We start from the raw sequence: 25862 nt of genomic DNA on the forward strand, positions 1-25862 counted from the left end.
CTTTTCTGAGGGGTCCTTTTGAAGCGCGTAACCACACTCGCCGCCATCACCACGGCCGCCGTCCTGGCGCTGTCCGCCTGCGGTGGCGAGAAGCAGTCCGGCGCGGCTGCTCCCGCTCCTGCTCCTTCCGAGCAGAAGAGCCTGCTCGCGTCGCCGCTCGGCGACCCGATCCAGCTCGCGGCGCTGACCCGCGAGAGCACCAAGAAGGCCAAGTCGTCCAAGGTGACGATGGAAAGCGTCGCCGGCACCCAGAAGCAGACCGCGACCGGGCAGGGCATCTACGACGGAGAGAACACCAAGTTCTCGATGTCCATGGACATCGACGGCAAGAAGCTGGAGATCCTCTTCGTCGACAGCGCGCTGTACTTCAAGCTCGACGCCTCCGACAAGGCCGAGATGAAGACGGACAAGTCGTACGTGAAGATCTCCGCCGACGGCCAGGACCCCATCTCGCAGATGCTCGGCAAGATGATGTCGAAGGCCATCAAGGACAGTGACCCGTCGCGCACCCTCGAGCAGGTCTCGAAGGCGGGCAAGATCACGAAGTCGGACCAGGTCGAGCTGAACGGCGAGCTCACCAACCACTACGTCGTCGAGATCGAGGTCGAGAAGGCCATCGCCCTCATCGCGGGCGAGGTGGGCGTCCCGTTCCCGGCGGATGTCCAGCAGAAGCTCGACGCGAAGCTCAAGGGCAAGAACGTCACCATCCCCACCGAGCTGTGGCTCAACGCCGAGCAGCTGCCGGTGCAGGTCGTCTCGGACCAGACCGCGTTCATGAAGGCCATGGGCGTCCCCGGTGACGGCGTCGCCAAGACCACGGTCAAGTACACCGACTGGGGCAGCCCGGTGGAGGTCACCGCCCCGCCCGCCGACCAGGTCGGCGACCTGGCCGAGATCATGAAGAAGGCCGGCGGCCGGTAGATGCGCACCGCCTACAAGCTGACCGCGGTGGCCGCGGCCCTGACCCTCGTGGTCACGGGCTGCGGCACCCGCCCGGCCACCACGGCCGAGAACAAGGGCGGCGAGCTCGCGCTGGCCACCCCGTTCACCGACGCGTCCGGCCTCGTCGAGGCCGCGAAGCAGGGGACGCGGAAGACCAAGTCCTCCAAGACGACCATCGACGCCGTCACCAAAGACGCCAAGGTCACGGGCACCCTGCTGGCGTACTACGACGGTCCGGCCTCGAAGATCGAGGCGAACATGACCATCGCGGGCGAAGCAGGCATCCTGCGTCTGGTCGACCAGACGCTGTACCTCAAGCTGCCCCCGTCGGAACAGGCCGAACTCAAGACGGACAAGGCCTGGGGAAAGCTCGACCTGAACAGCACGGATCCCCAGGCGAAGGCCATGGTGAAGGCCTTGCTGCGGTCGTTCGAGATGGGCGATCCGGCGAAACAGCTGGAGCTGGTCGAAAAGGCCGGTCGCATCATCCGTTCCGAGCAGACCCAGCTGAACGGCGTCCCGGTGAACCACTACTTCGTCGAGTACGACGTCAAGAAACAGATCGAGTTGTTCCTCGGCGACGACGTCCCCGCCGACCAGCGGGCCGAGATCGAGAAGCGGCTCGGGGACAAGGATCTGCGGGTCCCGGCCGAACTGTGGTTCAACGCCGAGCAGCTCCCGCTGAAGCTGACCATGGATCTGACCTCGGTCATGAAGTCGGCCGGAGCATCTGAAACCGGCGAGGTCAGGTCGACCTACACCTACAGCGACTGGGGCACGCCGGTGAATGTCACCGCGCCGCCGGCCGCCGAGGTGTCCGACTACACCGAATTGCTGAAGAAGGCGGGCAACTAGCCTCGCTTTGCGCGTGAAGGCCCCCTTCACTCGGCTCAGCCGAGTGAAGGGGGCCTTCACGCGCACCCCGACATTCGGACGGTGGAAATTCACGCGACAGGCACTACGGTGGTGGTACAGACCATTCACCCGAGGGAGTCCCATTGCGTGCCACCGGATTCGCCGTCGTCTGTACCGCTCTCCTGCTCGTGACCGGCTGTTCCGGCGAAGAGAAACCGGCGGCGCAACCGGTGAACGACGCGGCGCAGCTGGCCACGGTCGCCGCCGCGGGCACGCAGAAGGCCCGTTCGTCCAAGATCTCGCTTGAAACCACCGCCGATGACGGCCGCAAGGTCGTGGTCACCAGTTCCGGGCTCTACGAGGGGCCGAACAGCAAGTTCTCCATGGTCGCCGAGGTCGCGGGCGAGAAACGGGACCTGATCTTCGCCGACGGCGTCCTCTACTACCACCTGTCGGACACCCAGGTCCAGGAACTCAAGACCGGCAAGGAATGGGTCAAGATCACCGCCGACGGCAAGGACGCGCTCTCCGCCGCCAACGGCGCGCTGATGACGAACGTCGTCGAGACGATGGATCCGACCCGCACGATCGAGCGGATCTCGAAGTCGGGCAAGGTCACCAAATCCGAGCAGGGCGACGTGAACGGCACGGCCGCCACGCGGTACGTCCTCGACCTCGGTGGCGCGCCCGCCGAGCTGTGGCTGGACGCCGAGCAGCGTCCGGTGCAGGTCAGCATGGGCAAGGCCACGGTCAAATACGACAGCTGGGCTTCGGACGTGGTGATCATCGCGCCGCCGCCCGAGGCCGTCGGCGACAGCCGCTGAGCCGTTCCCCCGATCGGGGCGCCGTCCGCTGCTGTGTTTCGCTTGGGTGCCCGCGATCGAAAGCAGGTCCTCATGCGGAGAACGGCCCTGTCCACCGTCGTGCTCGTACTCGGTGCGCTGCTCGGCGCCTGTGACAGCGACGCCGTCTCGTTCGCCGACGCCCGTGCGCTCGCCGACGGCGCGACGGCCGCCATGGACGGCAAGGCCGCGAAGTTCACCACCGACGTCACCGCGGGCACGATGCGGTCCAAGAGCCAGGGGCAGGCCAAGGTCGCGGGGGCGGGAACCGCGCTGGCCATGACCACGGATTTCCTCGGCGAGCCGATCGAACTCCGGCTGGTCGGCAAGACCGTCTACGCCAAGGTCCCCGAGACCGCCCGCGAAGACGTTCCCGGCGGGAAGCCCTGGGTCAAGGTCTCCCCCGACGGCGCCGACCCGTTCTCGCAGGTCGCCGGGGGCAGCATCGACCAGCTGGCGAAGCAGAACGACCCCGGCCGCGCCCTCGACCAGGTGCGGAAAGCGGGCACGCTGACCGGATCCGGGCACGCCGAACTCGACGGGGTGGCCGCCGAGCACTACCGGCTGGACGTCGACCTGGCCGCCCTGGGCGGCGACCTGCCCGCCGGTTTGTCGGCCGAGGCCGTCGCCGAGCTGCGGGGCAAGGTCGGGAAGCTCCCCATGGAGGTCTGGCTCGACGACGCGCGCCTGCCGCTGCAGATCGTGCTCGACCTCGCCCCCGTCCTCGCCGCTTCGGGCGCCCCGGACAGCGCGACCGCCAAGATCGTCACGCGCTACCGCGAATGGGGCACGCAGGCCGACATCCAAGCGCCTCCGCCGGAGGAGATCGGGGAGATCCCGGCGGGCTGATCCGTCACGTTCCGCCCCCTTGTCTCGTCGGGTTCGTGAAGGCCGGACAGGAGGAGCGAACATGCGCGTGATGGTGATCGGGGCGACCGGGATACTCGGACGTCCGCTGGTGCGGCGGCTGCTGGCCGAAGGCCACGAGGTGAGCGGCCTGGCGCGCGACGCGGACCGGGTCGCCGCGGTGCGCGCGACCGGTGCGGAACCGGTGCGGGGTTCCCTGTTCGACGTCGATTCGCTGGCGGGTGCGCTGCGCGGGCACGACGCTGTGGTGAACGTCGCGACCCGGATCCCGGACGCGCGACGGGCGATGAAGCTGTCCGGCTGGGCCGAGAACGACCGCGTGCGGATCACCGGGAGCCGGACCCTCGCGGACGCCGTGCGACGGGTCGGCGAACTGGGAATCGTGGTACAGGAAGGGATTTCGTTCGTCTACGCCGACGGCGGCGACACGGAACTGGACGAGGACGCGCCTCTCGCGCTTCGCGGCAACATCGCGTCTTCGACGGAGGCGCACGCGAACATCGCGGAGCTGGCGGACGAGGGCCGCACCGCGATCCGGCTGCGGATCGGGCTGCTGGTCGGCGACGACCCGATGACCAGGACGATGCTGGCGGCCGCCCGGCGCGGTTCACCGCTGATCTTCGGCAGCCGGACCGACTGGACCGCGGCGATCCATCCGGACGACGCGGCGGCGGGCGCGGTCGCGGCGCTGCGGGCGCCGAGCGGCGTCTACAACCTGGCCGCGGATCCGGTGCGGAAGCAGGAACTCGGCGAGGCGATGGCCGCCGCTGCCGGGGTCCGGCGGCCGCGCGCGCTGCCGAAGTGGCTGGCGAACCGGCTCGGGCTGATGTCGGTGCTGGCGCGCTCGCAGCGGGTGGTCTCGACCCGGCTCACCGAGGCGACCGGCTGGCGCCCCGAACGCCCGGCCCCCTCCTCCTGGTTCTGACGCGTTTCGTCCTCTGAATGCGGTAGTTGCGCGCGCAAGGACCGCATTCAGAGGACGAAATGCGAGGAGTTAGAGGAGTTCCAGCAGGAAGGGGAGCTCTTGGGGCGCGTACCAGGCGAGTTCGTGGTCCTCGGCGTCGCCGAGGGTGAACTCGGCGTCCGGATCGCCGAGGTCGGCCTGGTCGATAACCGCGGCGGCGGCCTGCACGGACTCGGCGGCTTCGGCCGCGTCGACGTGGATCGCGGCGACGTCGGCGATCTTCACCGGCCCGGACAGCCGGACGACGGCGGCGTCGAGATCCGGGCGCAGCGTGACCTCGTCGATGTCGGCCGAGATCACCACCCGCCGCGGCTCGGGCTTCTCCTCGGCCGCGATCAGCCGGAGCGACGCCCTGGCGGCGTCGAGCAGCGCGGCGTACTCGAGTTCCTCGTCGGATCCGCTGGCGTAGGACTCCCGCAGCGCCGGGGTCAGCGCGAATCCCGTGCCGCTGCGCGCCCGGAGCTCTCCGGCGGTTTCGAGCTCACGGAGCATCGCGATCGTCCCGGGTAGATAGACCCTCACCAGTGCGCACCCTTCAGCTCTTCCAACGATTCCTCGATCATCCCGGCGAGCAGGTCCACATCGGACACGGCCTTGCGGTCGCCGTTCAGTCCGAAGTAGACACCGCCGTGATACGAGGTGACCCCGATCGCCAGCGCCTGATTGCGCACCAGCGGCATGACCGGGAACATCTCCACCATCTTCGCCTGTCCCGCGTAGAGCGGCACCTGCGGGCCCGGCGAGTTCGTGATCAGCACGTTGAAAATGCGCCCCGACATCGACCCGGCCACCCGCGCGCCGAGCGAATGCAGCGTCGGCGGGGCGAAACCGCCGACCGTCAACAGCCCGCGCGCGGCGACCGAACGGCCGGAGTCGAGGTGGTCCGCCATCGCGTGACCGATGTGCTGCAGCCGCAGGACCGCGTTCGGCTCCCCGACCGGGAGATCGACCAGATAGGCGTCGACCTGGTTCCCGACCAGCGCCGGCGTCGAGTACTCGGCCGTCTCGGCGTCGCGGACGGCCATCGGTACCAGCGCGCGCACGGTGGTCGTCGCGGTCAGAGCCGAGCCGCGGGAGAGCAGCCATTCCCGCAGCGCGCCGGTGAGCACCGCGAGCACGACGTCGTTGACCGTGCCGCCGTGCGCGGCGCGGACCTTGCGGAAGTCCTCCAGCCGCGTGCGGACCCCGGCGAACATGCGGCCGCCGGAGGTGCGGACGTTGAGCGGCCCGGACGGCGCCGGATGCACCATCGTCTTCAGCGCCGAGGCGACGTCGCCGACCGTTTCGGTGACCTTGCCCGCCATCGCGGTGGCGTCGTGGGTGAGGGAGCGGACGTTCTCCACCAGCCCCGTCGGCCGCTGCACGGTCTCGGCGACCGCGTCGAGGACCAGCTGCGTGCGGCTCGGTTCCCGGCGCGGATGCCAGGTGTCGTCGAACGGTTCCGGCTCCTGCGGGGCGGCGTCGAGGATCAGCTGCCCGATCTCGATGGTGCCGATCCCGTCCACGACCGATTGATGCGTCTTGGTCACCAGCGCGATGCGGTCGCCCGCGAGCCCCTCGACGAAGTACGCCTCCCAGAGCGGCCTTCCCGGGTCGAGCCGCCGCGACATCAGCCGCGCCACGAGATCGAACAGTTGGCCGTCGGAGCCCGGCTGCGGCAGCGCGGACCGCCGGACGTGGTAGTTGAGGTCGAAGTCGACGTCGTCGACCCACACCGGCCGGGCGAGGTGACCGGGCACCTCCAGCACTCGCTGCCGGTAGCGCGGCAGGAACGCCAGGCGCTGCCCGATCAGGTCCAGCAGCCGCTCGTGGGTGAAGCCCTCGCGCGGTCGCTCGAAGATCGCCACGCCGCCGACGTGCATCGGGGTCGAGTGGTCTTCCACGTACAGGAACGAGGCGTCCAGCGCGGAGAGGCGGTCGGGCATGGGCCGATCCTTACATAGTGGGACACTCGCCGGTGTGGGTGATGAGTCGGTGATCTCGCCGAAGGACCGGTTCCTGACGGTGTACGGCCGCAAACCGGTGCTCGAGGCATTGGACGACGCGGCGCTCGAAGTGGACAAGGTGATCCTCGCCGACACCGTGCGCGGGCCGAACGCCGCTGAGATCCAGCGTGCCGCGAAAGCCGCCGGTGTGCCGGTGCAGCGGGCGAGCGCGCATCGCGTCAAGGTGCTGGCGGGCAACGGCAAGCAGGACCAGGGCGTGCTGGCCGACGTCGTCGCCCCTCGTATGCGGTCGCTGCACGCGGCCCTGTCCGACGGCAGGCCGCCGTCGCGGGTGCTGCTGCTCGACGGCATCACCACCCCGGCGAACGTCGGGATGATCCTGCGCACGGCGACCGCCGCCGGGCTGGACGGGGTCGTGGTGCCGCGGCGCGGGGTCGCCGCCCTCGACCCGATGGTGGTCAAGGCTTCGGCCGGGGTCGCGTTCCGCGCGCCGGTGCTGCGGTGCGGCAGCGCGCGCGAAGCCGCCGAAATGCTCACCGAAGCCGGCTACGGGATCTACGCGCTGGGCGCTTCGGCCCGCAGCTCGGTGTTCGACGTCGAACTGCCGCAGCGCGCGGCGTTCGTGCTGGGCGGCGAGACGAACGGCGTCGGCGCCGAGGTCGGCGAACTGGTGACGGAGTGGGTGTCGATCCCGATGCCCGGCGAAGTCGAGTCGCTGAACGTCTCGGCCGCCGCCGCGGTGCTGTCGTTCGAGCTGGTGCGCCGGGCTAAGGCTTCGGGAACAACGCGCTGAGCTCGGTCAGCGTCTCCTCGACCGACGTGTGGTGCACTCCCGCCATCCCCGCCGCCACGGCCGCGCGGACGTTGTGCGCGGCGTCGTCGACGAACACGCACCGCTCGGCGGGCAGGTCGAGCAGGCCCGCGGTGAGCAGGTAGACCTCGCGGTCCGGTTTGGCCACGCCGACCTCGCCGGAGAAGACGAGCGCGTCGAAGAACGGGCCGAGTGATCGCTTGGCTTCGTCCGACGCGCCGGGGGCGTTGGAGAGCAAGGCCGTTTTGATGCCGCGCTCCCTAGCCGAGAGCAGGAAGGCGTACAGCTCGTCCGCGCCCACGTCCGTGAGCACCCCGGCGTAGTCGACGACCAGCCCTTTCAGCACCGGCTCACCGTACACAAGCGATCACCGCCCGGTTCATCCTCTCGGGCGGTCCTTGTCGCGATTCCGCCCACCGGCTGCCCCTTAGTTGCTGGGCGTGGCCGAGGGGGCCGCGGAGGGGGCTGCTTGATGAAGTCGTACGTACTGAGACGGCTCGAACCGTACGAACCGCCGTACCGGGTCGCCGACCGGCCCGACGGCCTGATGCACCGGGCGGCGGAGCCGGACAACCAGCTCGTGCTGGATCTGCCGCTGTCCGGGGAAAGCGTCGTGGAGGAGCCGCGGCCGGCGCCGGACACCCCGGACGGCAGGCAGATCGGCAGGCTGCTGACCACCATCCTCGAAGCCTGCGACGGGCGCCGTCCGCCGATCCAGGTACGGCCGATCCTCGACCCGGCGCTCCACCACGCGCTGCTCGAAAGCGGCCGTCGCCGTCCGGCGGGCGGCTACCGGCCGAAGTCGGTGCACCTGGGGCATCCGGCGGACGGCGTCGTCGAAGCCTGCGCGACCGTCGAACAGAACGGGCGCTGCCTCGCCTTGGCCGCCCGCTTCGAGCGGACGCCGTCGGGCTGGGTATGCACCCGCTTCCACCTGCTGAAGCCTGTGCGACGGGTCTCCGCGCTCGCGGCCTGATACGCGTGAAGGCCCCCTTCCCTCGGCTGATGGAATCAGGCATGCGCGCGCCAGCGCGTCCGTTGAGGGCGGTGGCGGGGGCATGGATGGAGGAAGGGGGCCTTCACGCGCTTTGAGCTTTTTAGCGGCGCGGGCCCTTCTTGCCCTTCTTCTGGGAGGCGCGCTGCGCGGCACGACGCTCCCGGCGGGTCCCGCTCTGGTCGCCACCGGCACTGCCGGCACTGTCCGAATGCGACTCGACGCCGCCGTCCTCGGACGGGCCCGACATGGTCAGCCCGGACTGCGAACCACCGCCGAGTCCCTTGCCCCGCAAGGCGGACGGCACGGACTTGGTGTCGGTCGCCGGCCCCTGCGGAGGCGTCGGGCGAGCGTGCCGTCCGTCGCCGTTGGCGGCCTGGCCGTTGCCGGAGCCGACCCCGGCGGGCAGCGCGGACGCCGACTCCGGCGCCGGGGTGGTGGGCTCGGCCTGCTCGACCTGGAGGTTGAACAGGAAGCCGACGGCCTCCTCCTTCAGCGACTCCAGCATCGCGCGGAACATGTCGTAGCCCTCGCGCTGGTACTCGATGACCGGGTCGCGCTGCGCCAGGGCACGCATGCCGATGCCCTCCTTGAGATAGTCCATCTCGTAGAGGTGCTCACGCCACTTGCGGTCGAGCACGGTGAGCATCACCTGACGCTCCAGGCTCCGCATCGCGCCTTCGCCGACCTTGCCGTCGATCTCGGCTTCGCGCTCGTCGTACGCGCGGTGGGCGTCTTCGAGCAGCGCCTCACGCAGCCTGTCGGCGTCGAGGTCGTCATCCTCGGTGAGCTCTTCCCAGGTGACCTTGACCGGGTACAGCTGCTTCAGCGCCGTCCACAGCTTCTCGTGGTCCCAGTCCTCGGCGTAGCCGGTGGAGGTCTCTTCGGTGACGTACGCGTTGATGACGTCGACCAGCATGTGCTCGATCTGCTCGCGCAGATCCTCGCCTTCGAGGACGCGCAGCCGCTCGGCGTAGATCACCTTGCGCTGCTCGTTCATGACCTCGTCGTACTTGAGGACGTTCTTGCGGATCTCCATGTTCTGCTGCTCGACCTGCGTCTGAGCACTCTTGATGGCCTTGGAGACCATCTTGTGCTCGATCGGCACGTCGTCCGGCAGCCGCATGGTGGTCATGACCCGCTCGACCATCGTCGCGTTGAAGCGGCGCATGAGCTCGTCACCGAGCGAAAGGTAGAACCGGGACTCGCCCGGGTCGCCCTGACGGCCGGAACGACCGCGGAGCTGGTTGTCGATCCGGCGCGACTCGTGCCGCTCGGTGCCGAGCACGTACAGCCCGCCCGCCTCGCGGACCTCCTCGGCCTCGGCCTTCGTGTCGGCCTGGACCTCTTCGAGCACCTTCGGCCAGGCGGCCTCGTACTCCTCGGAGTGTTCCACCGGGTCGAGGCCGCGGTCGCGCAGCACCTCGTCGGCGATGATGTCCGGGTTGCCGCCGAGCACGATGTCGGTACCGCGGCCCGCCATGTTGGTGGCGACCGTGACCGCGCCCTTGCGCCCGGCGCGGGCGACGATCAGGGCCTCCCGGTCGTGGTGCTTGGCGTTGAGGACCTCGTGCGGGACACCCAGCTTGAGCAGCAGCTTCGACAGGTGCTCGGACTTCTCGACACTCGTGGTGCCGACCAGCACCGGCTGGCCCTTCTCGTGCCGCTCGGCGATGTCCTCGGCGACGGCCTCGAACTTGGCCTGCTCGGTCTTGTAGATCAGGTCGGCCTGGTCGGCGCGGACCATCGGCTTGTTCGTCGGGATCGGCACCACACCCAGCTTGTAGGTCTGGTGGAACTCGGCCGCCTCGGTCTCGGCGGTACCGGTCATACCCGACAGCTTGTCGTAGAGCCGGAAGTAGTTCTGCAGCGTGATCGTGGCGAGCGTCTGGTTCTCGGCCTTGATCTCGACGCCTTCCTTGGCCTCGATCGCCTGGTGCATGCCCTCGTTGTAGCGGCGGCCGTGCAGGATGCGGCCGGTGAACTCGTCGACGATGAGGACTTCGCCGTCACGGACGATGTAGTCCTTGTCGCGCTTGTAGAGCTCCTTGACCTTCAGCGCGTTGTTCAGGTAGCCGACCAGCGGCGTGTTCGCGGCCTCGTAGAGGTTGTCGATGCCGAGCTGGTCTTCGACGAACGCGACACCCTTCTCGGTGACACCGACGGTGCGCTTGCGGATGTCGACCTCGTAGTGGATGTCCGCCTTCATCAGCGGGGTCATCCGCGCGAACTCGATGTACCAGCGCGAGGACTGGTCGGCCGGGCCCGAGATGATCAGCGGCGTGCGGGCCTCGTCGATGAGGATGGAGTCCACCTCGTCGACGATCGCGAAGTTGTGGCCGCGCTGGACGCAGTCTTCGAGGCTCCACGCCATGTTGTCGCGGAGGTAGTCGAAGCCGAACTCGTTGTTCGTGCCGTGCGTGATGTCGGCGGCGTACTGCTGGCGGCGGACCTCGGGCGTCTGGTCGGCCAGGATGACCCCGACCTCGAGGCCGAGGAAGCGGTGGATGCGGCCCATCCACTCGGCGTCACGTTTGGCGAGGTAGTCGTTCACCGTGATGACGTGCACGCCCTTGCCGGAGATGGCGTTCAGGTACGCGGGGAGGACCTGGGTCAGGGTCTTGCCCTCACCGGTCTTCATCTCCGAGACCTGGCCGAGGTGCAGCGCGGCGCCACCCATCAGCTGGACGTCGTAGGGGCGCTGGCCGAGCACGCGCCAAGCGGCTTCCCTCGCCACCGCGAACGCCTCCGGCAGGAGGTCGTCGAGTGACTCGCCGTCCGCGTGCCGCTTACGGAACTCCTCGGTCTTGGCCCGCAGCGCGGTGTCCGAAAGTTCCTTGACGTCGTCTTCGAGGGTGTTGATGTGATCGGCGATGTTGCGCAGCCGCTTCACCATTTTGCCCTCGCCCGCGCGGAGCAGGCGGTTCAGCACCATCCGGTCGACCTCACTAGCTGATTGTGATCGCACCCGAGCCGGTCCCGGGCAATCTCGTCCGCGGTGGTGCCTGGTAACGCACCACCGTCCGCCCCCATCGTAGGGAACACCTCGGTGTTCGCGCACGCACCGTCTGTCGGTACCTGACGAAATGGGGTGCGTCCCCGCCTGATCCGGACATGACGGCGGCCCGCACGGGACGCGTGCGGGCCGCCGTCAGGGCAGTAGTGGCCGGCTAGCTCAGCCGGATGACGCCGTAGTCGAAGCCTCGCCTCCGGTAGACGACGCTCGGGCACCCGGCGTCGGAGTCGTTGAACAGGTAGAAGTCGTGACCGACCAGTTCCATCTCGTAGAGAGCCTGGTCGACCGTCATGGGCTCCGCGTCATGCTTCTTCTCGCGGACGACGCGACCGGGCTGGTGTTCGGTCACCCCGTCATCCCAGCGCTGCTGCTGGGGCATCTCGAAGTCACCGCTCTCGACAGCGAAACCGTTGGCCATGGGTTCGGCCTCCGGCGCTTCGAGCACAGCGGTACCCGCCAGATGTCGGGTGTCGGTGGTCATTCCACCGGCGGCCGCCATCGAAGTCGCCTCGGCGACGGATTCCGGGCGGCTGCGGCCGTAGTGCACGCGCCGGCGGTCGTGTGTCTTCCGCAACCTGTTCTCGAGCTTGTTCAGTGCGGAATCCAGCGCTGCGTAGAAGTCGCCTGCACACGCTTCGGCGCGTACGGCGGGGCCACGGCCCTTACCGGTGATTTCGACGCGCTGGCAGTTCTTCGACTGCCGGCGATTGGGCTCGTGGAAGAGCTCCACGTCGTAACGGATGACCTTCTTGTCGTAGCGCTCTAGCCGGGCCAGCTTTTCGCTGACGAGTGCCCGATAGTGGTCGGGCACCTCCACGTTGCGGCCCTTAACGACGATGTCCATACACGACCTCCCTCGCTGAAATGACTGCGAGCTGTAGATGTGTTCACTAGGGCGCCGGTAATGCGGGGACGAAGCCCGGATCGCGGGCGGTGAGGGAACTCGGCATGCGGCCACGACGTCTCGTGTCGGATGTCCGAGCGCGGACTCAGCGCGGCTCCGGCGCCAGGGACATGGGCTGGTCACCTCCCTGCCTGCCGGGATTGCTGATAGCGCTGCACGTTAGCTGCATCACGCCGCGAGCAACAGCCCCCGAGCCGGGGGATATCAGGACGTGAGACCTCGTCACCGCACGCGACGAAGACACTGTGGCCAGCGGGACAATCCGGCTTGTCGGGCGTCGTCCCTGTGATTTGTTTTCACGCGGACGGCGCAAGCCTTCGGACAGGAAATTGCGGAGGGTGCCTAGGGCGCCGCCCCCGAGCGAATCCGCCGCCACCCCGGTGGAGTGGCGGGCCGTCGGAGTGTTCCCCAGAAGGTCCCTCATATCCCGTCAACGCCCACGTACCCATTCTCGTTCCCGATCATTCATCACTCTTGTAGGTGACATCCCGATCACCCGGCGGCGGCCAGCGCTACCACCGCGGAAACGTGAATTCCGCTTATGTCCAAAAAACGCGTACAAGCGGCGGCGGTCGCTCCGGTTGTGATCACGTCGTCAAGAAGGACGACCTTCTCCCGGCAAGCTCCCGCGACCAGGCGAAGGCGGCCGTCGAGGTTCGCCGACCGCTGGGCACGGGTGAGTCCCACCGCGTCACGGACGCCGGCCCCGAGCCTGAGTACGGGCGCGACGGTCGCCGGATTTCCCTTGTCCGCCAGTGCTTTCACGCATTCGTCGGCGATGCGCCGGACGTGCGGTCCACCCCGGACACGCGAAGCGGACCGTCGCGAAGGGACCGGGACGAGGCACGGCTCCGGCTCCGGCTCGGGCAGGTGAAGGAGGGCTTCGGCGACGGCCCGGCCGAAGGACGGGGCGAGGTCGCGGCGGCCGCGTTCCTTGTACGCGAGGATCAGGCGACGGGCGTCGTCGGCGTAGGGGGCCAGGGCGTAGACGGGGACGAGACCGGTCGTCGGGCCGCGGATGATCTCGCTGAGCGAACCCCAAGTGGTCTGACAGGTCGCGCAACAGGGCGCGCCCGGGGCTCCGCAGGAGGCGCAACGGGCGGGGATGAGGAGATCCAGGAGTTTGGACATGGGGCGAGTGTCGGTCGGGGCTCCGACAGTTCCGGCGGTCGTCGGGGCGTGAGAGGTCCGCTTTGGACACTTCGCGGCGTCAGGGGGCCGGTGTTGAAAAAGTCAATCGAGGAGAGGGGCGCTTCGGGGCTTCGCGGCTCCTTCACGCGCGAGGCTCGGTCCGTGAAGGCCTCCTTCACTACCCTCAAGGTAGTGAAGGAGGCCTTCACTACCTTCCGCCGGGCCGGATTCGCTAGCGTCGCTAGGAAAGCTAGCGGCACTAAAGGTCCCTTGCTCCCCTTGGCGATGCCGGGCGCATCCGCCTCCCGAGCCCCAAGTACATGAAGGCCCCCTTCCTGTACCTAGACGCAAGGAAGGGGGCCTTCATGTACTTCAGCCCGGATAGAAGGGGTCCGCGTTGGTGACGGTGTGCGCCTGCGGCCGCCAGACCTCGCCCAGTTCGGAGGCGACCCACAGCCCGCCCGCGTCCGCGACCAGGTTCTGCCTGCTCGGCGCCGCGGTGACGCCGTGCACGGGCGGGGTCAGGTTCGAGCCGCTGAAGGGATCCATCCGCTGCCCGTCCAGCGGCACCTTGACCACCGGCAGCGAGGTCGACGACGTCGCGGCGATCAGGTGGTCCTGGGTCGCCCAGTCGACGTCGACCACGTCCTTGAGGTCGCGTTCCTGCAGTTTCCGCGGTGCCCGCAGGGCCACCGAGTCCGCCGTCCGCACGATCGAGGCGACCACCAGCTGCCCGTTGACCACCGCGGCCAGCCGGGACCCGTCGCGCGAAAGGCGCAGTTCGGTGATCTGCCCCAGCCCGGTGAGCATGGTCGCGTCGACGCCGGCCTTCACCCAGCGGCCGTCCGCGGCCAGGGTGACCCTGGCGACGGTGTTGTGGTCGACCACGGTCCAGACCTCGCCGGAGACCCCGCCGCCGCCACGAGCCACCGGACGCCAGGTGGGACGGCTCAGGCTGCCGCCGAACAGGTCCACCGAAGCGAGGTCGTGCCCCAGATCGCCGACTCGGAGCCACTGCCTGCCGTCGCGTTCTTCGACCACCGCGAGGCGTTTGCCGTCGACGGACTGCGCGGCGCTGACGACCTTGTACCCGCCGTTGCCCGCGGGCCCGCCGACCGGCTGCCCGTCGCCGAGCGACCGGACCCGGCCGTTCACGGTCATCAGTCCCAGCAGTTCCGAGTTGGGCGCGATGTCCACGTTGTAGTTGGGCAGCTCGCTGGAGCGCCAGTATTCGTGTTCCGGCACCAGCGCGGTGCCGTCGGCCAGCAGCCGGACCCGGCTCAGCGTCACCGTCTGCAGCGACAGGACGATCTGCGCGGCGATCAGGTTCCGGTCCACGAGGCTGGCCCCGCCGACGCCGGTCAGATTGATGTCCAGTGTCCCGTCGTCCGTGCTGCGCACGTTGCTTTCGATGGTGACCTGGCCGCCGAGCAGATCCTTGACCGCGCCCTTCAACCCCTCCGACGGACCCTGCAGCACCAGATCCATCACCCGGCCGGGCAATCCGGCCTGCGGTTTCGCCGCGACGTAGCGCAGGTCGGGGACGAAGGCGCCGGAGTCCGGCGAGTAGAAGCTGATCGGCACCCGGAAGTAGTTGAGCGCGAAATCCTCGTCGGTGACGGCGAGTTCCTGCGGCGGGTCCACGATCCGCCACTGGCCGTTCTGCTGTTTCCGAAGCTTGAACTGCTGCGAGTACTCCGCCTTCACCGGCAGGAACGCGCTGTCGGGGCTGAGCGTGCCGAGTTTGAACCCTCGGACGTTCACCACCTGCTCGTCCGGGTTCCCGGACGACGACGAAGTGTCGTAAACGGTGCCGAAGGTGTCGTCGATGATCGTCAGCCCGGGCGACGGCTTCCAGTTGCGCCGGGCGTCGTCGTCGAGGTAGACCCGCGCGGCGGCGCTCGCCGTGCCCGGGGCCGCCGAGTTGCGGATGAACTGGCGGGTGACGGTCAGCGGGTCGATCCCGGCCGCCGGTTCGGGGACGTCCGCGGGCGCCTGCCCCGGCTTGTCCCCGGAGACGACGACGGGCTGGGATTCGAGCGGGATGTTCGCGCAGCCTGCGACCAGCAGGAACACCGCGAGCAGGGACAGCAGTCGTTTCACCGGCCGACCTCCTCGGGCTCGGCGAGGATCGCGTCGGGCGCGGGCCGGACTTCGAGCAGTCCGGACGACCCGTGCGTGTCGGTCGCCTTGTGATCGGGCGGGGGCAGGACCAGCGGGCTCTCCCCCATCGGCGTGTCCTGCCGCCGCGGCAGCACGAGCCGGAAGCAGGCACCGTGGCCGGTCTCGCCCCAGGCGTCGAGCACGCCGCCGTGCAACCGGGCGTCCTCCTGGCTGATCGCGAGGCCGAGGCCGGTGCCGCCGGTCCGGCGGTTACGGGACGGGTCGGCGCGCCAGAACCGGTTGAACACCAGTTCCGCCTCGCCGGGCCGGAGCCCTACCCCGCGGTCCCGTACGGTGATGGCGACCGCGGTCTCGTTGACCGCCAGCGTCAGCACCACCGGGTTCCCCTCGCTGTGGTCCACCGCGTTCGCCAGCAGATTGCGCAGGATCCGCTCGACGCGGCGCGCGTCGACCTCGGCGGGCGCCTCCTCGTCCGGCAGGACCAGTTCGACCGAGCTTCCCGCGTTGCCCGCGATCACCCGGACCTGTTCGACGGCCCTGGTCGCGATCGGGCGGACGTCGATCAGCTCGGCCGAGAGCTCCTCGACGCCGGCGTCCAGCCTGCTGATCTCCAGCAGGTCGCCGAGCAGCGCCTCGAACCGGTCGAGCTCGTCGACCAGCAGTTCGGTGGAGCGGGCGAGCCCGGCCGGGAACTGCTCGCGCGACGCGTGCAGCACGTCGGCCGCCATCCGGACGGTGGTCAGCGGGGTGCGCAGTTCGTGCGAGACGTCGGAGGTGAACCGGCGCTGCAAGCCGCCGAACTCCTCCAGCTGGCGGATCTGCCGCTGGATGCTCGCGGCCATCTCGTTGTAGGAGACGGCGAGTTTGGCCAGATCGTCCTCGCCGAGCACGGCGAGCCGCTGGTCGAGGTCCCCGCCCGCGAACTGTTCGGCCGCCGCGGCGGCCTGCCGGACCGGCCGGACCACCTGTCTGGTGACCAGGTTCGTGATCCCGGCCAGCAGGAGCAGCAGGACGAGCCCGCCGACGAGCAGCGTGTTCTGCACCGTCGAGACGGTGTTCTGCTCACTGGTGAGCGGGTACAGCAGGTAGAGCTGGAGCGGGTTGATCATCGTGCTCACCGGCGCGCCGACGATCAGATACGTCGTCTTGCCGCCGTCGGCCTCGGTGACCGTGTGGGTCAGGTAGCTGAGCTGCTCGGTCTCGACGAACTGACGCAGCCGCACCGGCACCCGGTCGTAGGGACCGGCGGCCACCGGTTTGCTGGACTGGTCGCGCCCGCCCGCGGCCAGCACCGGTTCGAAGGTGCCCGCCGTCGATCCCGCGCCGTCCTGCGACGACGTCGTGCTGGAGATCTTCTTCAGCGCGTTGTTCATCCGCGCGGTGAGCGCTTCCGGGCTCTCGGTGCCGACGCCGATCAGCTCGCCGGCCGCGGTCTCGACGACCGCCCTGGTCTGGGCGATCGCCGCGTTCTGCTTGGTCTCGACCAGCCGGTCCGTGATCTGGTTCTGCAGCACCATGCCCAGCACGAACACCACGGCCGACGACAACGCCAGCGTGGACACGGTGACCCGGAACTGCAGCGAATACCGCCACAGCTCGTTGAACGCCACGACCTTGCGGCGCACGAAAACCACGATGCGCCGGAACTGGCGCATCGTGGTCTGGGCAAGCCTTCGCAAGCGTCCGCTCATGGGGTGATCACGGCGGGCCCGCCTTGTACCCGACGCCGCGGACGGTCAACACCACCTCGGGGTGCTCCGGGTCCTTCTCCACCTTCGACCGCAGCCGCTGGACGTGCACGTTCACCAGCCGGGTGTCGGCGGCGTGGCGGTAGCCCCACACCTGCTCGAGGAGCACCTCGCGGGTGAACACCTGACGCGGCTTGCGGGCGAGCGCGACCAGGAGGTCGAACTCGAGCGGGGTCAGCGGGATGGCCTTGCCCTCCCGCGTCACCTCGTGGCCGGGGACGTCGATGGCGAGGTCGCCGATCGTCAGCGACTCGGCGGGCTCGGCCTCGGTGCGGCGCATCCTGGCGCGGACGCGGGCCACGAGCTCCTTCGGCTTGAAGGGCTTGACCACGTAGTCGTCGGCCCCCGACTCGAGCCCGAGGACGATGTCCACGGTGTCGCTCTTGGCGGTGAGCATCACGATCGGCACGCCGGATTCGGCCCGGATCGCCTTGCAGACGTCGATGCCGTTCATGCCGGGCAGCATGAGGTCGAGGAGGACCAGGTCCGGTTTCAGCTCACGAAGCGCGGGCAGCGCCCGTGAGCCGTCGGCCACGACGGCTGTGTCGAACCCCTCCCCACGCAGCACGATGGTGAGCATCTCCGCGAGAGCAGGGTCGTCGTCGACGACCAGAACACGTGCCTTCATAAACCTATGTTCGCACTAGTTTCCCCGCGCGGGCGCGCGACCCGGCGATGTGACCACCAGAAAGATCATCGAATCGGGCAAATTGCTCCATCCGAGTAGGGTCTTCGGGCCCTAGAGAGCACGTCGGAGCCTGGTGAACGGCCGCGGGGAGTCGATCGCGAAGACACCGGTCAGCACATCGCCGCGATGGTAGGTCGCGACGAAGCGCTTCGAAGCCACGTCACCTTCGACGATCCGCACGTCTTCCGTGGCCACCCCGGCGAATTGGAGCCGCCGTCCGTACTGATCGGACCAAAAGTAACCGTGTCGTGCGAAATGCGTGACGGTCGAACCGGCGAGCAGATTCGCGACCGCGACGCCCGGCTGTTCCCCTGCCGCCGTCCAATGCTCGGCGCGGACCAGGACGCCGCGCAACGGGCAGCGGTACCGCGCGACGTCACCCACCGCGATCACTCGGGGATTCGCTGTGACACAGCCGGAATCGACCAGCACCCCGTCGTCGACGGCGAGCCCGGAGCCGGTCAACCATTCGGTGGCCGGCCGCGCGCCCACTCCGGCGACGACGAGATCGGCGCGGAGTTCGCGGCCGTCGGCGAGCCGTACACCGGTGACGCGGCCGGCCCCGGAGAACCCGGCGACGGGGACGCCCGTGATCAGCCGGACGTCGTTCTCCGCGTGCAGTTCCCCGCACACCGCACCCATTCGCGCGCCGAGGACGGGGGCGAGCGGCACGGGCATCGCCTCGACCACGCTCACTTCGTGGCCGAGCAGACGGCACGCGGACGCGACCTCCGCGCCGATGAATCCCGCGCCGATGACGACGACCGACGAAGGTCCCGCCGCGAGAGCACGCTTCAGTGCGACCGCGTCTTCGAGCGTCCGCAGGGTGTGCACACCGGCCAGATTCCTTGCCGCGTCAAGGGTTCTGGCCACCGCTCCGGTCGCGATGACGTAGCCGTCGGCGGCGATCGTGGTGCCGTCGGCGAGCGTCACGCCTTCATGGCCGAGCTTTTCGGCCCGGACGCCGAGGTGCCATTCGGCGGCCAGCGCGTCGAGGTCGTCCTGTCCGGCGAGCGCGATGTCGGCGGCGGAAACCTTGCCCAGCAAGAAATCCTTCGACAACGGCGGCCGGTCGTACGGCGGCTCGGCGCCGATCATCACCAGCCGCCCGTCGAAGCCCTGAGCGCGCAATTCCTGTGCCGCGCGGAGCCCCGCCAAGGACGTGCCGACGACGGCGACGGTTCTCAAGCGACGTCCTGCCGCACCTCGGTGTCCACGTAGATCACCCCGTCGGCGACCACGACCGGGTACGTGCGCACGGCGTTCTTGGCGGGCAGGCAGTCCGGCGCGCCGGTGCGCAGATCGAACCGCGCGGCGTGCAGCGGGCATTCGACGTAACAGCCTTCGATCCAGCCGTCGGCGAGCGACGCGTCCTGATGGCTGCAGGTGTCGTCGAGCGCGTAGTACGCGCCCTCGGAATGGAAGACGGAGACGGGCACGGGGCCCGCCAGGCGGACGGCTTCGCCTTCTGGCAGTTCGGAGACGGAGCAGGCACGGATCATCGGGGCCTCCGGGGAAAGGACCGACGGTTTGTTGATGTTGCGTATTACGAGACGGGACGTGCTCTGCGCAACAATCACCCCCGAGGGGTCGATGCGTCAAGGGATTCGCCCACTCAGCCGAGCGGATCCGGGCGAAACGGCTACTGTTGCGTCATGCGGAACCAGGACGCGGGGAACGCAACATCCAGCCAGGTGCAGTCCGTCGACCGCGCGATCAGCGTGCTGGAACTGCTGGCGCGCAACGGGGAAACGGGGATCACCGAGATCGCGGGCGAGCTCGGCGTGCACAAGTCGACGGCCTCGCGCCTGCTGAGCGTCCTGGAGAACCGCGGCCTCGTCGAGCAGCTCGGCGAACGCGGCAAATACGCGATCGGCTTCGGCGTCGTCCGGCTCGCCGGCGCCGCCACCGGCCGGATGGACCTGGCGAAACTGGGCAGGCAGACCTGCCAGGGCCTGGCGGAGACGCTCGGCGAGACGGTCAACATCGCGATCGCCGACGACGGCGTCGCGATCAACGTCAGCCAGGCCCGCGGCTCGGCCGCGATCACCACGCAGAACTGGACCGGGCAGCGCACCCCGCTGCACGCGACGTCCAGCGGGAAGGTGCTGCTCGCGTACATGGGTGACGTCGAGCGCAAACGCTTGCTCCGGCGGAAGCTCGAACAGTTCACGCCGCGGACCACGGTCGATCCGGACGAGCTGGCCGCCGAGCTGGAGCGCGTCGCCGAGGACGGCTACGCGGCCTGTTTCGAGGAGCTGGAGCTGGGGATGCACGCGGTCGCGGTGCCGGTGCACGGTCCCGGCGGCGACGTCGTCGCGGCGATGAGCGCTTCGGGTCCTTCGTACCGGCTTTCGAAGCAGCGGGTGCGGCAGATCGTGCGGCCGCTGACCGAGGCGTCGGCGGATCTTTCGGCGCAGCTGGGGTACTTCGCGGAGTGAAGAGGCCGACCTCTTCGGGCTCTTGACAGCGCGTCCACCCGTGCCGCACTTTGTTGCTTAAGACGGAACAACGTGCCTCATTCGCAACAGCGCCTGTCACCCCGATGCCCTCGGTCCTTTGTGGACCGCCAGGGCAGGCAGGAGGTACCCCTCACCATGCCCCCAGTTCCCCGCGTCGTCGTGATCGGCGCCGGCATCGTCGGCTGCGCGCTCGCCGACGAACTCACCGAACGCGGCTGGACCGACGTCACCGTGCTGGAGCAGGGCGACCTGTTCGCCACCGGCGGGTCGACCTCGCACGCCCCCGGCCTGGTCTTCCAGACCAACACCTGCCGCACGATGACCGCGTTCGCCCGCTACACCGTCGCCAAATACGGCACGCTCGACCTCGACGGGAACCCTTGTTTCCGCCCGGTCGGCGGGCTGGAGGTGGCCACGACGCCGGAACGGCTCGCCGACCTCCGGCGACGGCACGGCTGGGCCACCGCGTCGGGCGTCGAAAGCAGGCTGATCGACCCCGGCGAATGCGCCGCGCTGCATCCGTTGCTCGATCCGGCCAAGGTGCTCGGCGGATTCCACATCCCCTCCGACGGCTTGGCCCATCCGCTCCGCGCGGCCGAGGCGCAGGCCCGCCGCGCGATCGGGCGCGGCGCGAAATTCCTCGCGCGGCAGAAGGTCGTCGGCGTCGAACGGTCGGGTGGCCGGGTCACCGGCGTCACCACCGGGACCGGGAGCTTCCGCGCGGACATCGTGGTCTCGTGCGCCGGGATGTGGGGGCCGGTGCTCGGTGAACTGGTGGACCTCACGATCCCGCTGGTCCCGATGGCGCATCAGTACGCGCGCACCAGTCCCCTGCCGTCACTCGCCGGCGTGACCGAGGAGGCCACGAGGCCGATCCTGCGGCATCAGGACGCCGACCTCTACTTCCGCGAACACGTCGACCGGATCGGCATCGGCGCGTACGGTCACCGGCCGATGCCGTTGCCCGCCAAGGAGATCGGTACCGGCGACGGTATGCCCTCGGAGCTCACGTTCACCCCCGCGGACTTCGAAGCGTCGTGGACCGCGGCCGTCGATCTCCTGCCCTCGCTGGGCGAGACCAAGGTCGAGGAGGGCATCAACGGCCTGTTCTCCTTCACCCCGGACGGTATGCCGCTCTTGGGCGAACACCCCGACCTCGACGGGTTCTGGATCGCCGAAGCCGTCTGGATCACGCATTCGGCCGGGGTCGCGCGCGCCATGGCGCAGTGGCTGGTCGACGGCAGGCCCGACGCGGATCTGCACGGCTGCGACCTCGCCCGGTTCGAGCGGGTGCAACTCGCCCCGGACCATGTCATGGCGCGCAGCTGCCAAAGCTTCATCGAGGTCTACGACATCGTCCATCCCTTGCAGCCCATGGAAGAACCACGGCCGCTGCGGACGAGTCCCTTCTACGAAAGGCAAACCGGACTCGGGGCGTTCTTCCTCGAAGCGAGCGGCTGGGAACGTCCGCACTGGTACGAGGCGAACGCGAACCTTCCCGAGGTCGACCGCGTGCCCGCGCGCAACGACTGGGCCGCGCGGTACTGGTCGCCGATCGGCGGCGCCGAGGCCATGGTCGCGCGGCAGCGGGTCGCGATGTTCGACATGACGTCGCTGAAACGGGTGGAGGTGACCGGTCCCGGCGCGTTGCCGTTCCTGCAGACGATGACCACGAACCAGCTCGGCAAGAAACCCGGCTCGGTCACGTACACCCTGTTGCTCGACGAGGACGGCGGCGTGCGCAGCGACCTGACCGTCGCCCGGCTCGGCACCGAACGGTTCCAGGTCGGCGTCAACAGCGCCATCGACCTCGACTGGCTCCGGCGGCATCTCCCCGGCGACGGCGCCGCGCAGATCCACGAGACCACCCCGGGCACCTGCTGCATCGGGCTCTGGGGCCCGCTCGCGAGAGCCGTGCTGCAACCACTGTCCACAACGGACTTCTCACATCAGGCGATGGGTTACTTCAAGACGAAACAGGCGTACATCGGCCATGTGCCGGTGACCGCGATGCGACTGTCCTATGTGGGCGAACTCGGCTGGGAGCTGTACACGAGCGCCGACCTCGGCCGCGAACTGTGGGACACGATCTGGGATGCCGGGCAGGCGCACGGGATCATCGCCGCCGGACGGGACGCCTTCTCCAGCATGCGGCTGGAAAAGGGCTACCGGCTGTGGGGCACCGACGTCACCACCGAGCACGATCCGTACGAGGCCGGTCTCGGTTTCGCCGTGCGGATGGACAAGGGCTACTTCATCGGCCGTGACGCGCTGGCCGGCCGTTCGGAGGAGACGGTGACCAGGAAGCTGACCTGTCTCACCGTCGACGATCCGTATTCCGTCGTGCTCGGCAAGGAACCGGTGTTCGCCGACGGCCGTCCCGCCGGCTACGTCACGAGTGCCGCGTACGGCTACACCGTCGGCAAGAACATCGCCTACGCCTGGCTCCCGGTCGAGTTCACCAAACCGGGAAGGCCGCTGGAGATCGAGTACTTCGGCGAGCGGATCCCCGCCGTCGTCGCGAGCGAGCCGCTGTTCGACCCCGCCATGGCCCGGATCAGGAGCGCCGCATGAGTCATTACGACGTCATCGTCATCGGCCTCGGCGGAATGGGCAGTGCCGCGGCGTATCGGCTCGCCCGGAGAGGACAGCGCGTCCTCGGCATCGACCGGTTCGCGCCCGTGCACAACCTCGGGTCCAGCCACGGCGGCTCGCGGATCACCCGGCAGGCGTACTTCGAGGATCCCGCGTATGTCCCGCTCCTGCTGCGGGCGCACGAACTGTGGGCGGGCGTGGAACGCGCTTCCGGCCGGAAGATCTTCACCCGCTGCGGCGGGATCATGCTCGGCGGTCCCGATTCGCGGACGGTGTCGGGCAGCCTGGCCAGCGCGCGGGCCTGGGATCTGCCGCACGAACTGCTGGACGCGGCCGAGATCCGGCGCCGGTTCCCGACGATGAATCCTGCGGACCACGAAATCGCGCTGTACGAGGAGAACGCCGGCTTCGTGGTGCCGGAAGGCAGTGTGGCGGCGCATCTCCAGCTCGCCGCGCGGGCCGGGGCGGACCTGCACCACGAGGAGGAGGTCCTTTCGTGGCGGGAGACGTCCACCGGCGTCCGGGTGGGCACGTCGCAGAACTTCTACACCGCCAGGCAACTGGTGATCTGCCCCGGTGCCTGGGCACCGGGCCTGCTCGCCGAACTCGGGATCGAGTTCACCATCGAACGCCAGGTCCAGTACTGGTTCGCGCCGTCGGGCGGGGCGGCGCCGTTCCGCGCCGAACGGCACCCGATCTATGTCTGGGAAGGCGAGGGCGGCCGCCAGTTCTACGGTTTCCCCTCCCACGACGACGCCGGAAGCGTGAAGGTCGCGTTCTTCCGCGGCGGTGAGCCCTGCACGCCCGAGACGATCGACCGGACGGTGCACGCCGAAGAGGTCGGCGAGATCTCGGAGTTCGTCGGGCGGAAGATGCCGGCGCTGCCCGGCGCGTTCCTGCGCGGGGCGACCTGCATGTACACGAACACCCCCGACGAGCATTTCGTCATCGCCCGCCATCCGGCGCACGAGCGGGTGGTGGTCGCCTGCGGCTTCTCCGGGCACGGCTTCAAATTCGTCCCGGTGGTCGGCGAAATTCTCGCCGACCTGGTCGTGGACGGCACCACCGCGCAGCCGATCGGCCTGTTCGATCCCGCCAGGTTCGCCGGGGTCGCGAGATGACGAGTCTCATCCCCACTTTGGGTGGCGGCTACTACACCGACGCCACGATCTTCGCGGCCGAGCAGGAAAAGATCTTCGAGCGCCGGTGGTTCTGCGCGGTCCGGTCGGCGGATCTGCCGTCGGCAGGCGACTTCCGGACCGTCCAGGTAGGACGGGAGAGCGTGCTCGTCAGCCGGGGCCGGGACGGCGGTCTGCGGGCGTTCCTCAACGTCTGCCGCCATCGCGGCGCCCGGCTGTGCACGGAGGAAGCCGGCACGGTGAAACGCGCGTTCCAATGTCCGTACCACGCGTGGACGTACGGGCTCGACGGCAAGCTGATCGCGGCGCCGAACCTGGCGAACCTGCCCGACATCGACCGGACCGAGTACGGGCTGCACACCGTGCACCTGCGGGAGTGGCTGGGATACGCGTGGGTCTGCCTCGCCGCGGACCCGCCGTCGTTCGAAGCCGACGTCGAAGGCGCGGTGCGCGAACGGCTGGGCGATCTGGAGTCGATCGAGCGGTACCGCCTCGACAAGCTGTCGGTCGGGCGCCGGATCACCTACGACGTCAAGGCGAACTGGAAACTGATCGTCGAGAACTTCATGGAGTGCTACCACTGCGCGACCATCCATCCCGAGCTGACCGAGGTGCTGCCGGAGTTCGCCGACGGGTACGCGGCGCAGTACTACGTCGGGCACGGCGCCGAATTCGGCGAGGACGTGGAGGGGTTCACCATCGACGGCGGCACGGGGTTCGACCGGCTCGACGGCGTCGCGAACGACCAGGACCGGCGGTACTACGCGATCACCATCCGGCCGCAGGTGTTCGTGAACCTGGTGCCCGACCACGTGATCTTCCACCGGATGTACCCGCTCGCGCCGGACCGGACGATCGTCGAATGCGACTGGCTCTATTCGGAGGAGGTCGTGGCGTCGGGGCGGGACGTGTCACGGTCGGTGGAGCTGTTCCACCGCGTCAACGAGCAGGACTTCGACGCCTGCGAACGCTGCCAGCCCGCGATGGCGTCCCGCGCCTACCGCGGCGGCGGCGTGCTGATGCCCTCGGAACACCACATCGGCGAGTTCCACACCTGGCTGCTCACGCATTTAGAGGACGAAATGCGGTAGTTGCACGCGCAAGGACCGCATTCAGAGGACTAAGTGCGGAGGAGGGAGGTCGCGAGGGCCGGGGTGTCGACACCGGCGACGCCGTCGAGAACGTGCCAGGGCGCGAGCCAGCCCGTCGCGGCGAGTTCGTCGTAGACCACCGAGCAGCGCTTCTGGAGCGCGTCGTCGGTCTCGAAGGAATCCCGCGCGCGGTCGGCGTCGGTCTCCGCGCGGCGCTGCGCGCGGTCGGCGGCGACGTCGGCGGTGACCCGGAGCAGCAGATGCGCGACGGGCACCGGCAGGCCGAACCGGTCGATCTCCAGTTCCTTGAGCCAGCGCACGAACTCGCCGTCCGCGCCCTGGTGGAGACGGGCGGCGCCGTACGCGGCGTTCGACGCGACGTACCGGTCGAGCAGCACGACGTCGTGATCGCCGAGCCGCGCGCGGATCTCGTCGGCCGCGCCGCGACGGTCGAGCGCGTAGAGCATCGCCATGCCGTAGACGGAGTCGGCGAGGTCGCCGTGCCCGCGGTGCAGCGCTTCCTTCACGAGGTCGGCGTGCACGCTTTCGCCGTAGCGCGGGAACGCGATGGACGTGACGCTCGCCCCGGCCGCGACCAGCGCGCCGGTCAGCGCGCCGGCGAGCGTGCGCTTGCCCGCGCCGTCCAGACCTTCGATCACCACGAGTCGTCCCACCCGCCCAGATTACGGGGCGATGGTCGACCGGCGGGCCAGACGGGGTCAGCTCACGTCCGGCCCACCGGT

Annotated in this window: 23 protein-coding genes; 11 read left to right on the forward strand and 12 right to left on the reverse strand. The window is 69.2% G+C overall.

All coding sequences use genetic code 11. From position 1 onward, the window contains the following. Positions 1–18: 18 nt before the first annotated feature. The 5 genes from DMC61_RS15750 (at position 19) to DMC61_RS15770 (ending at position 4431) form a co-directional block, all read left to right on the forward strand. Positions 19–921, forward strand: a complete 903-nt coding sequence (locus DMC61_RS15750; protein WP_125689880.1) for a hypothetical protein — start codon at positions 19–21, stop codon at positions 919–921. Next, complete coding sequence (locus DMC61_RS15755; RefSeq protein ID WP_125689881.1) at positions 922–1797, forward strand: hypothetical protein; 876 nt, start codon at positions 922–924, stop codon at positions 1795–1797. Between the two features lie 143 nt (positions 1798–1940). Continuing rightward, on the forward strand, positions 1941–2621 hold the full coding sequence (locus DMC61_RS15760; protein ID WP_125689882.1) for a hypothetical protein: 681 nt from the start codon (positions 1941–1943) through the stop codon (positions 2619–2621). 72 nt (positions 2622–2693) lie between these two features. Beyond that, positions 2694–3488, forward strand: a complete 795-nt coding sequence (locus DMC61_RS15765; RefSeq protein ID WP_125689883.1) for a hypothetical protein — start codon at positions 2694–2696, stop codon at positions 3486–3488. Positions 3489–3549: 61 nt separating this feature from the next. Continuing rightward, on the forward strand, positions 3550–4431 hold the full coding sequence (locus DMC61_RS15770; protein WP_125689884.1) for an NAD(P)-dependent oxidoreductase: 882 nt from the start codon (positions 3550–3552) through the stop codon (positions 4429–4431). Positions 4432–4500: 69 nt separating this feature from the next. Here the strand turns inward: DMC61_RS15770 and DMC61_RS15775 are convergent, their stop codons facing one another. Together DMC61_RS15775 and DMC61_RS15780 are read right to left on the reverse strand one after the other, a co-directional pair. Next, positions 4501–4992 carry a hypothetical protein gene (locus DMC61_RS15775; protein WP_125689885.1) on the reverse strand — a complete coding sequence of 164 codons (492 nt, stop codon included), beginning with the start codon at positions 4990–4992 and terminating at the stop codon, positions 4501–4503. Continuing rightward, a complete protein-coding gene (locus tag DMC61_RS15780) occupies positions 4989–6395 on the reverse strand; it encodes a wax ester/triacylglycerol synthase family O-acyltransferase (protein ID WP_125689886.1) in 1407 nt (468 codons plus the stop codon). The genes DMC61_RS15775 and DMC61_RS15780 overlap by 4 nt, the downstream gene beginning before the upstream one ends. Before the next feature lie 34 nt (positions 6396–6429). Here DMC61_RS15780 and DMC61_RS15785 point away from each other — a divergent pair, with 34 nt between their 5' ends. Further along, positions 6430–7209, forward strand: a complete 780-nt coding sequence (locus tag DMC61_RS15785; RefSeq protein WP_125689887.1) for an RNA methyltransferase — start codon at positions 6430–6432, stop codon at positions 7207–7209. On the opposite strand, the gene DMC61_RS15790 is transcribed toward DMC61_RS15785, so the two are convergent. After that, entirely contained in the window at positions 7184–7588 is a 405-nt protein-coding gene (locus DMC61_RS15790) for an HAD-IA family hydrolase (protein ID WP_125689888.1), read from the reverse strand. The two genes, DMC61_RS15785 and DMC61_RS15790, sit on opposite strands and share 26 nt — an antisense overlap. Positions 7589–7699: 111 nt before the next feature. Here DMC61_RS15790 and DMC61_RS15795 point away from each other — a divergent pair, with 111 nt between their 5' ends. Next, positions 7700–8203, forward strand: coding sequence for an Rv3235 family protein (locus DMC61_RS15795; RefSeq protein ID WP_125689889.1), 504 nt, complete (start codon positions 7700–7702; stop codon positions 8201–8203). A 121-nt stretch (positions 8204–8324) separates the two neighbouring features. Here DMC61_RS15795 and secA read toward each other — a convergent pair whose 3' ends face one another. From secA to DMC61_RS15835, 8 genes are all read right to left on the reverse strand, one after another. After that, entirely contained in the window at positions 8325–11156 is a 2832-nt protein-coding gene (secA, locus tag DMC61_RS15800) for a preprotein translocase subunit SecA (RefSeq protein ID WP_125689890.1), read from the reverse strand. 235 nt (positions 11157–11391) lie between these two features. Then, positions 11392–12081, reverse strand: a complete 690-nt coding sequence (hpf, locus tag DMC61_RS15805; RefSeq protein ID WP_007028981.1) for a ribosome hibernation-promoting factor, HPF/YfiA family — start codon at positions 12079–12081, stop codon at positions 11392–11394. Positions 12082–12633: 552 nt separating this feature from the next. Beyond that, positions 12634–13272 carry a ComF family protein gene (locus DMC61_RS15810; RefSeq protein WP_125689891.1) on the reverse strand — a complete coding sequence of 213 codons (639 nt, stop codon included), beginning with the start codon at positions 13270–13272 and terminating at the stop codon, positions 12634–12636. A 372-nt stretch (positions 13273–13644) separates the two neighbouring features. Continuing rightward, complete coding sequence (locus DMC61_RS15815; RefSeq protein ID WP_125689892.1) at positions 13645–15375, reverse strand: LpqB family beta-propeller domain-containing protein; 1731 nt, start codon at positions 15373–15375, stop codon at positions 13645–13647. Beyond that, complete coding sequence (mtrB, locus tag DMC61_RS15820; RefSeq protein WP_063277744.1) at positions 15372–17087, reverse strand: MtrAB system histidine kinase MtrB; 1716 nt, start codon at positions 17085–17087, stop codon at positions 15372–15374. The genes DMC61_RS15815 and mtrB overlap by 4 nt, the downstream gene beginning before the upstream one ends. Positions 17088–17094: 7 nt before the next feature. Beyond that, the gene (gene mtrA, locus DMC61_RS15825) at positions 17095–17772 is read right to left on the reverse strand and encodes an MtrAB system response regulator MtrA (protein ID WP_005150760.1); all 678 of its coding nucleotides are present in this window, start codon (positions 17770–17772) and stop codon (positions 17095–17097) included. 111 nt (positions 17773–17883) lie between these two features. After that, the gene (locus DMC61_RS15830) at positions 17884–19020 is read right to left on the reverse strand and encodes an NAD(P)/FAD-dependent oxidoreductase (protein ID WP_125689893.1); all 1137 of its coding nucleotides are present in this window, start codon (positions 19018–19020) and stop codon (positions 17884–17886) included. Further along, positions 19017–19334, reverse strand: coding sequence for a bifunctional 3-phenylpropionate/cinnamic acid dioxygenase ferredoxin subunit (locus DMC61_RS15835; protein ID WP_037341010.1), 318 nt, complete (start codon positions 19332–19334; stop codon positions 19017–19019). The genes DMC61_RS15830 and DMC61_RS15835 overlap by 4 nt, the downstream gene beginning before the upstream one ends. Before the next feature lie 153 nt (positions 19335–19487). On the opposite strand from DMC61_RS15835, the gene DMC61_RS15840 reads away from it, so the two are divergent. The 4 genes from DMC61_RS15840 (at position 19488) to DMC61_RS15855 (ending at position 25119) form a co-directional block, all read left to right on the forward strand. Beyond that, positions 19488–20273: an IclR family transcriptional regulator gene (locus DMC61_RS15840; protein WP_125689894.1), complete on the forward strand. Its 786-nt coding sequence runs from the start codon at positions 19488–19490 to the stop codon at positions 20271–20273. Positions 20274–20429: 156 nt separating this feature from the next. Continuing rightward, positions 20430–22868, forward strand: a complete 2439-nt coding sequence (locus DMC61_RS15845; RefSeq protein WP_125689895.1) for an FAD-dependent oxidoreductase — start codon at positions 20430–20432, stop codon at positions 22866–22868. Next, entirely contained in the window at positions 22865–24010 is a 1146-nt protein-coding gene (gene solA / locus DMC61_RS15850) for an N-methyl-L-tryptophan oxidase (RefSeq protein ID WP_125689896.1), read from the forward strand. The genes DMC61_RS15845 and solA overlap by 4 nt, the downstream gene beginning before the upstream one ends. After that, complete coding sequence (locus tag DMC61_RS15855; protein WP_125689897.1) at positions 24007–25119, forward strand: aromatic ring-hydroxylating dioxygenase subunit alpha; 1113 nt, start codon at positions 24007–24009, stop codon at positions 25117–25119. The genes solA and DMC61_RS15855 overlap by 4 nt, the downstream gene beginning before the upstream one ends. A gap of 29 nt (positions 25120–25148) precedes the next feature. Here the strand turns inward: DMC61_RS15855 and DMC61_RS15860 are convergent, their stop codons facing one another. Further along, a complete protein-coding gene (locus tag DMC61_RS15860; RefSeq protein ID WP_199750007.1) occupies positions 25149–25781 on the reverse strand; it encodes a dTMP kinase in 633 nt (210 codons plus the stop codon). Positions 25782–25862: the final 81 nt, after the last annotated feature.

It is taken from the genome of Amycolatopsis sp. WAC 04169 (genome assembly GCF_003947535.1).
GTDB lineage: Bacteria > Actinomycetota > Actinomycetes > Mycobacteriales > Pseudonocardiaceae > Amycolatopsis > Amycolatopsis keratiniphila.

Coding starts and splice junctions, on each gene's coding strand:
- DMC61_RS15780 (WP_125689886.1), bottom strand. CDS start 6,395: ATGCCCGACCGCCTCTCCGCGCTGGACGCCTCGTTCCTGTACGTGGAA.
- DMC61_RS15765 (WP_125689883.1), top strand. CDS start 2,694: ATGCGGAGAACGGCCCTGTCCACCGTCGTGCTCGTACTCGGTGCGCTG.
- DMC61_RS15795 (WP_125689889.1), top strand. CDS start 7,700: ATGAAGTCGTACGTACTGAGACGGCTCGAACCGTACGAACCGCCGTAC.
- DMC61_RS15855 (WP_125689897.1), top strand. CDS start 24,007: ATGACGAGTCTCATCCCCACTTTGGGTGGCGGCTACTACACCGACGCC.
- mtrA (WP_005150760.1), bottom strand. CDS start 17,772: ATGAAGGCACGTGTTCTGGTCGTCGACGACGACCCTGCTCTCGCGGAG.
- DMC61_RS15845 (WP_125689895.1), top strand. CDS start 20,430: ATGCCCCCAGTTCCCCGCGTCGTCGTGATCGGCGCCGGCATCGTCGGC.
- DMC61_RS15755 (WP_125689881.1), top strand. CDS start 922: ATGCGCACCGCCTACAAGCTGACCGCGGTGGCCGCGGCCCTGACCCTC.
- DMC61_RS15770 (WP_125689884.1), top strand. CDS start 3,550: ATGCGCGTGATGGTGATCGGGGCGACCGGGATACTCGGACGTCCGCTG.
- DMC61_RS15810 (WP_125689891.1), bottom strand. CDS start 13,272: ATGTCCAAACTCCTGGATCTCCTCATCCCCGCCCGTTGCGCCTCCTGC.
- solA (WP_125689896.1), top strand. CDS start 22,865: ATGAGTCATTACGACGTCATCGTCATCGGCCTCGGCGGAATGGGCAGT.
- DMC61_RS15840 (WP_125689894.1), top strand. CDS start 19,488: ATGCGGAACCAGGACGCGGGGAACGCAACATCCAGCCAGGTGCAGTCC.
- hpf (WP_007028981.1), bottom strand. CDS start 12,081: ATGGACATCGTCGTTAAGGGCCGCAACGTGGAGGTGCCCGACCACTAT.
- DMC61_RS15835 (WP_037341010.1), bottom strand. CDS start 19,334: ATGATCCGTGCCTGCTCCGTCTCCGAACTGCCAGAAGGCGAAGCCGTC.
- mtrB (WP_063277744.1), bottom strand. CDS start 17,087: ATGAGCGGACGCTTGCGAAGGCTTGCCCAGACCACGATGCGCCAGTTC.
- secA (WP_125689890.1), bottom strand. CDS start 11,156: ATGGTGCTGAACCGCCTGCTCCGCGCGGGCGAGGGCAAAATGGTGAAG.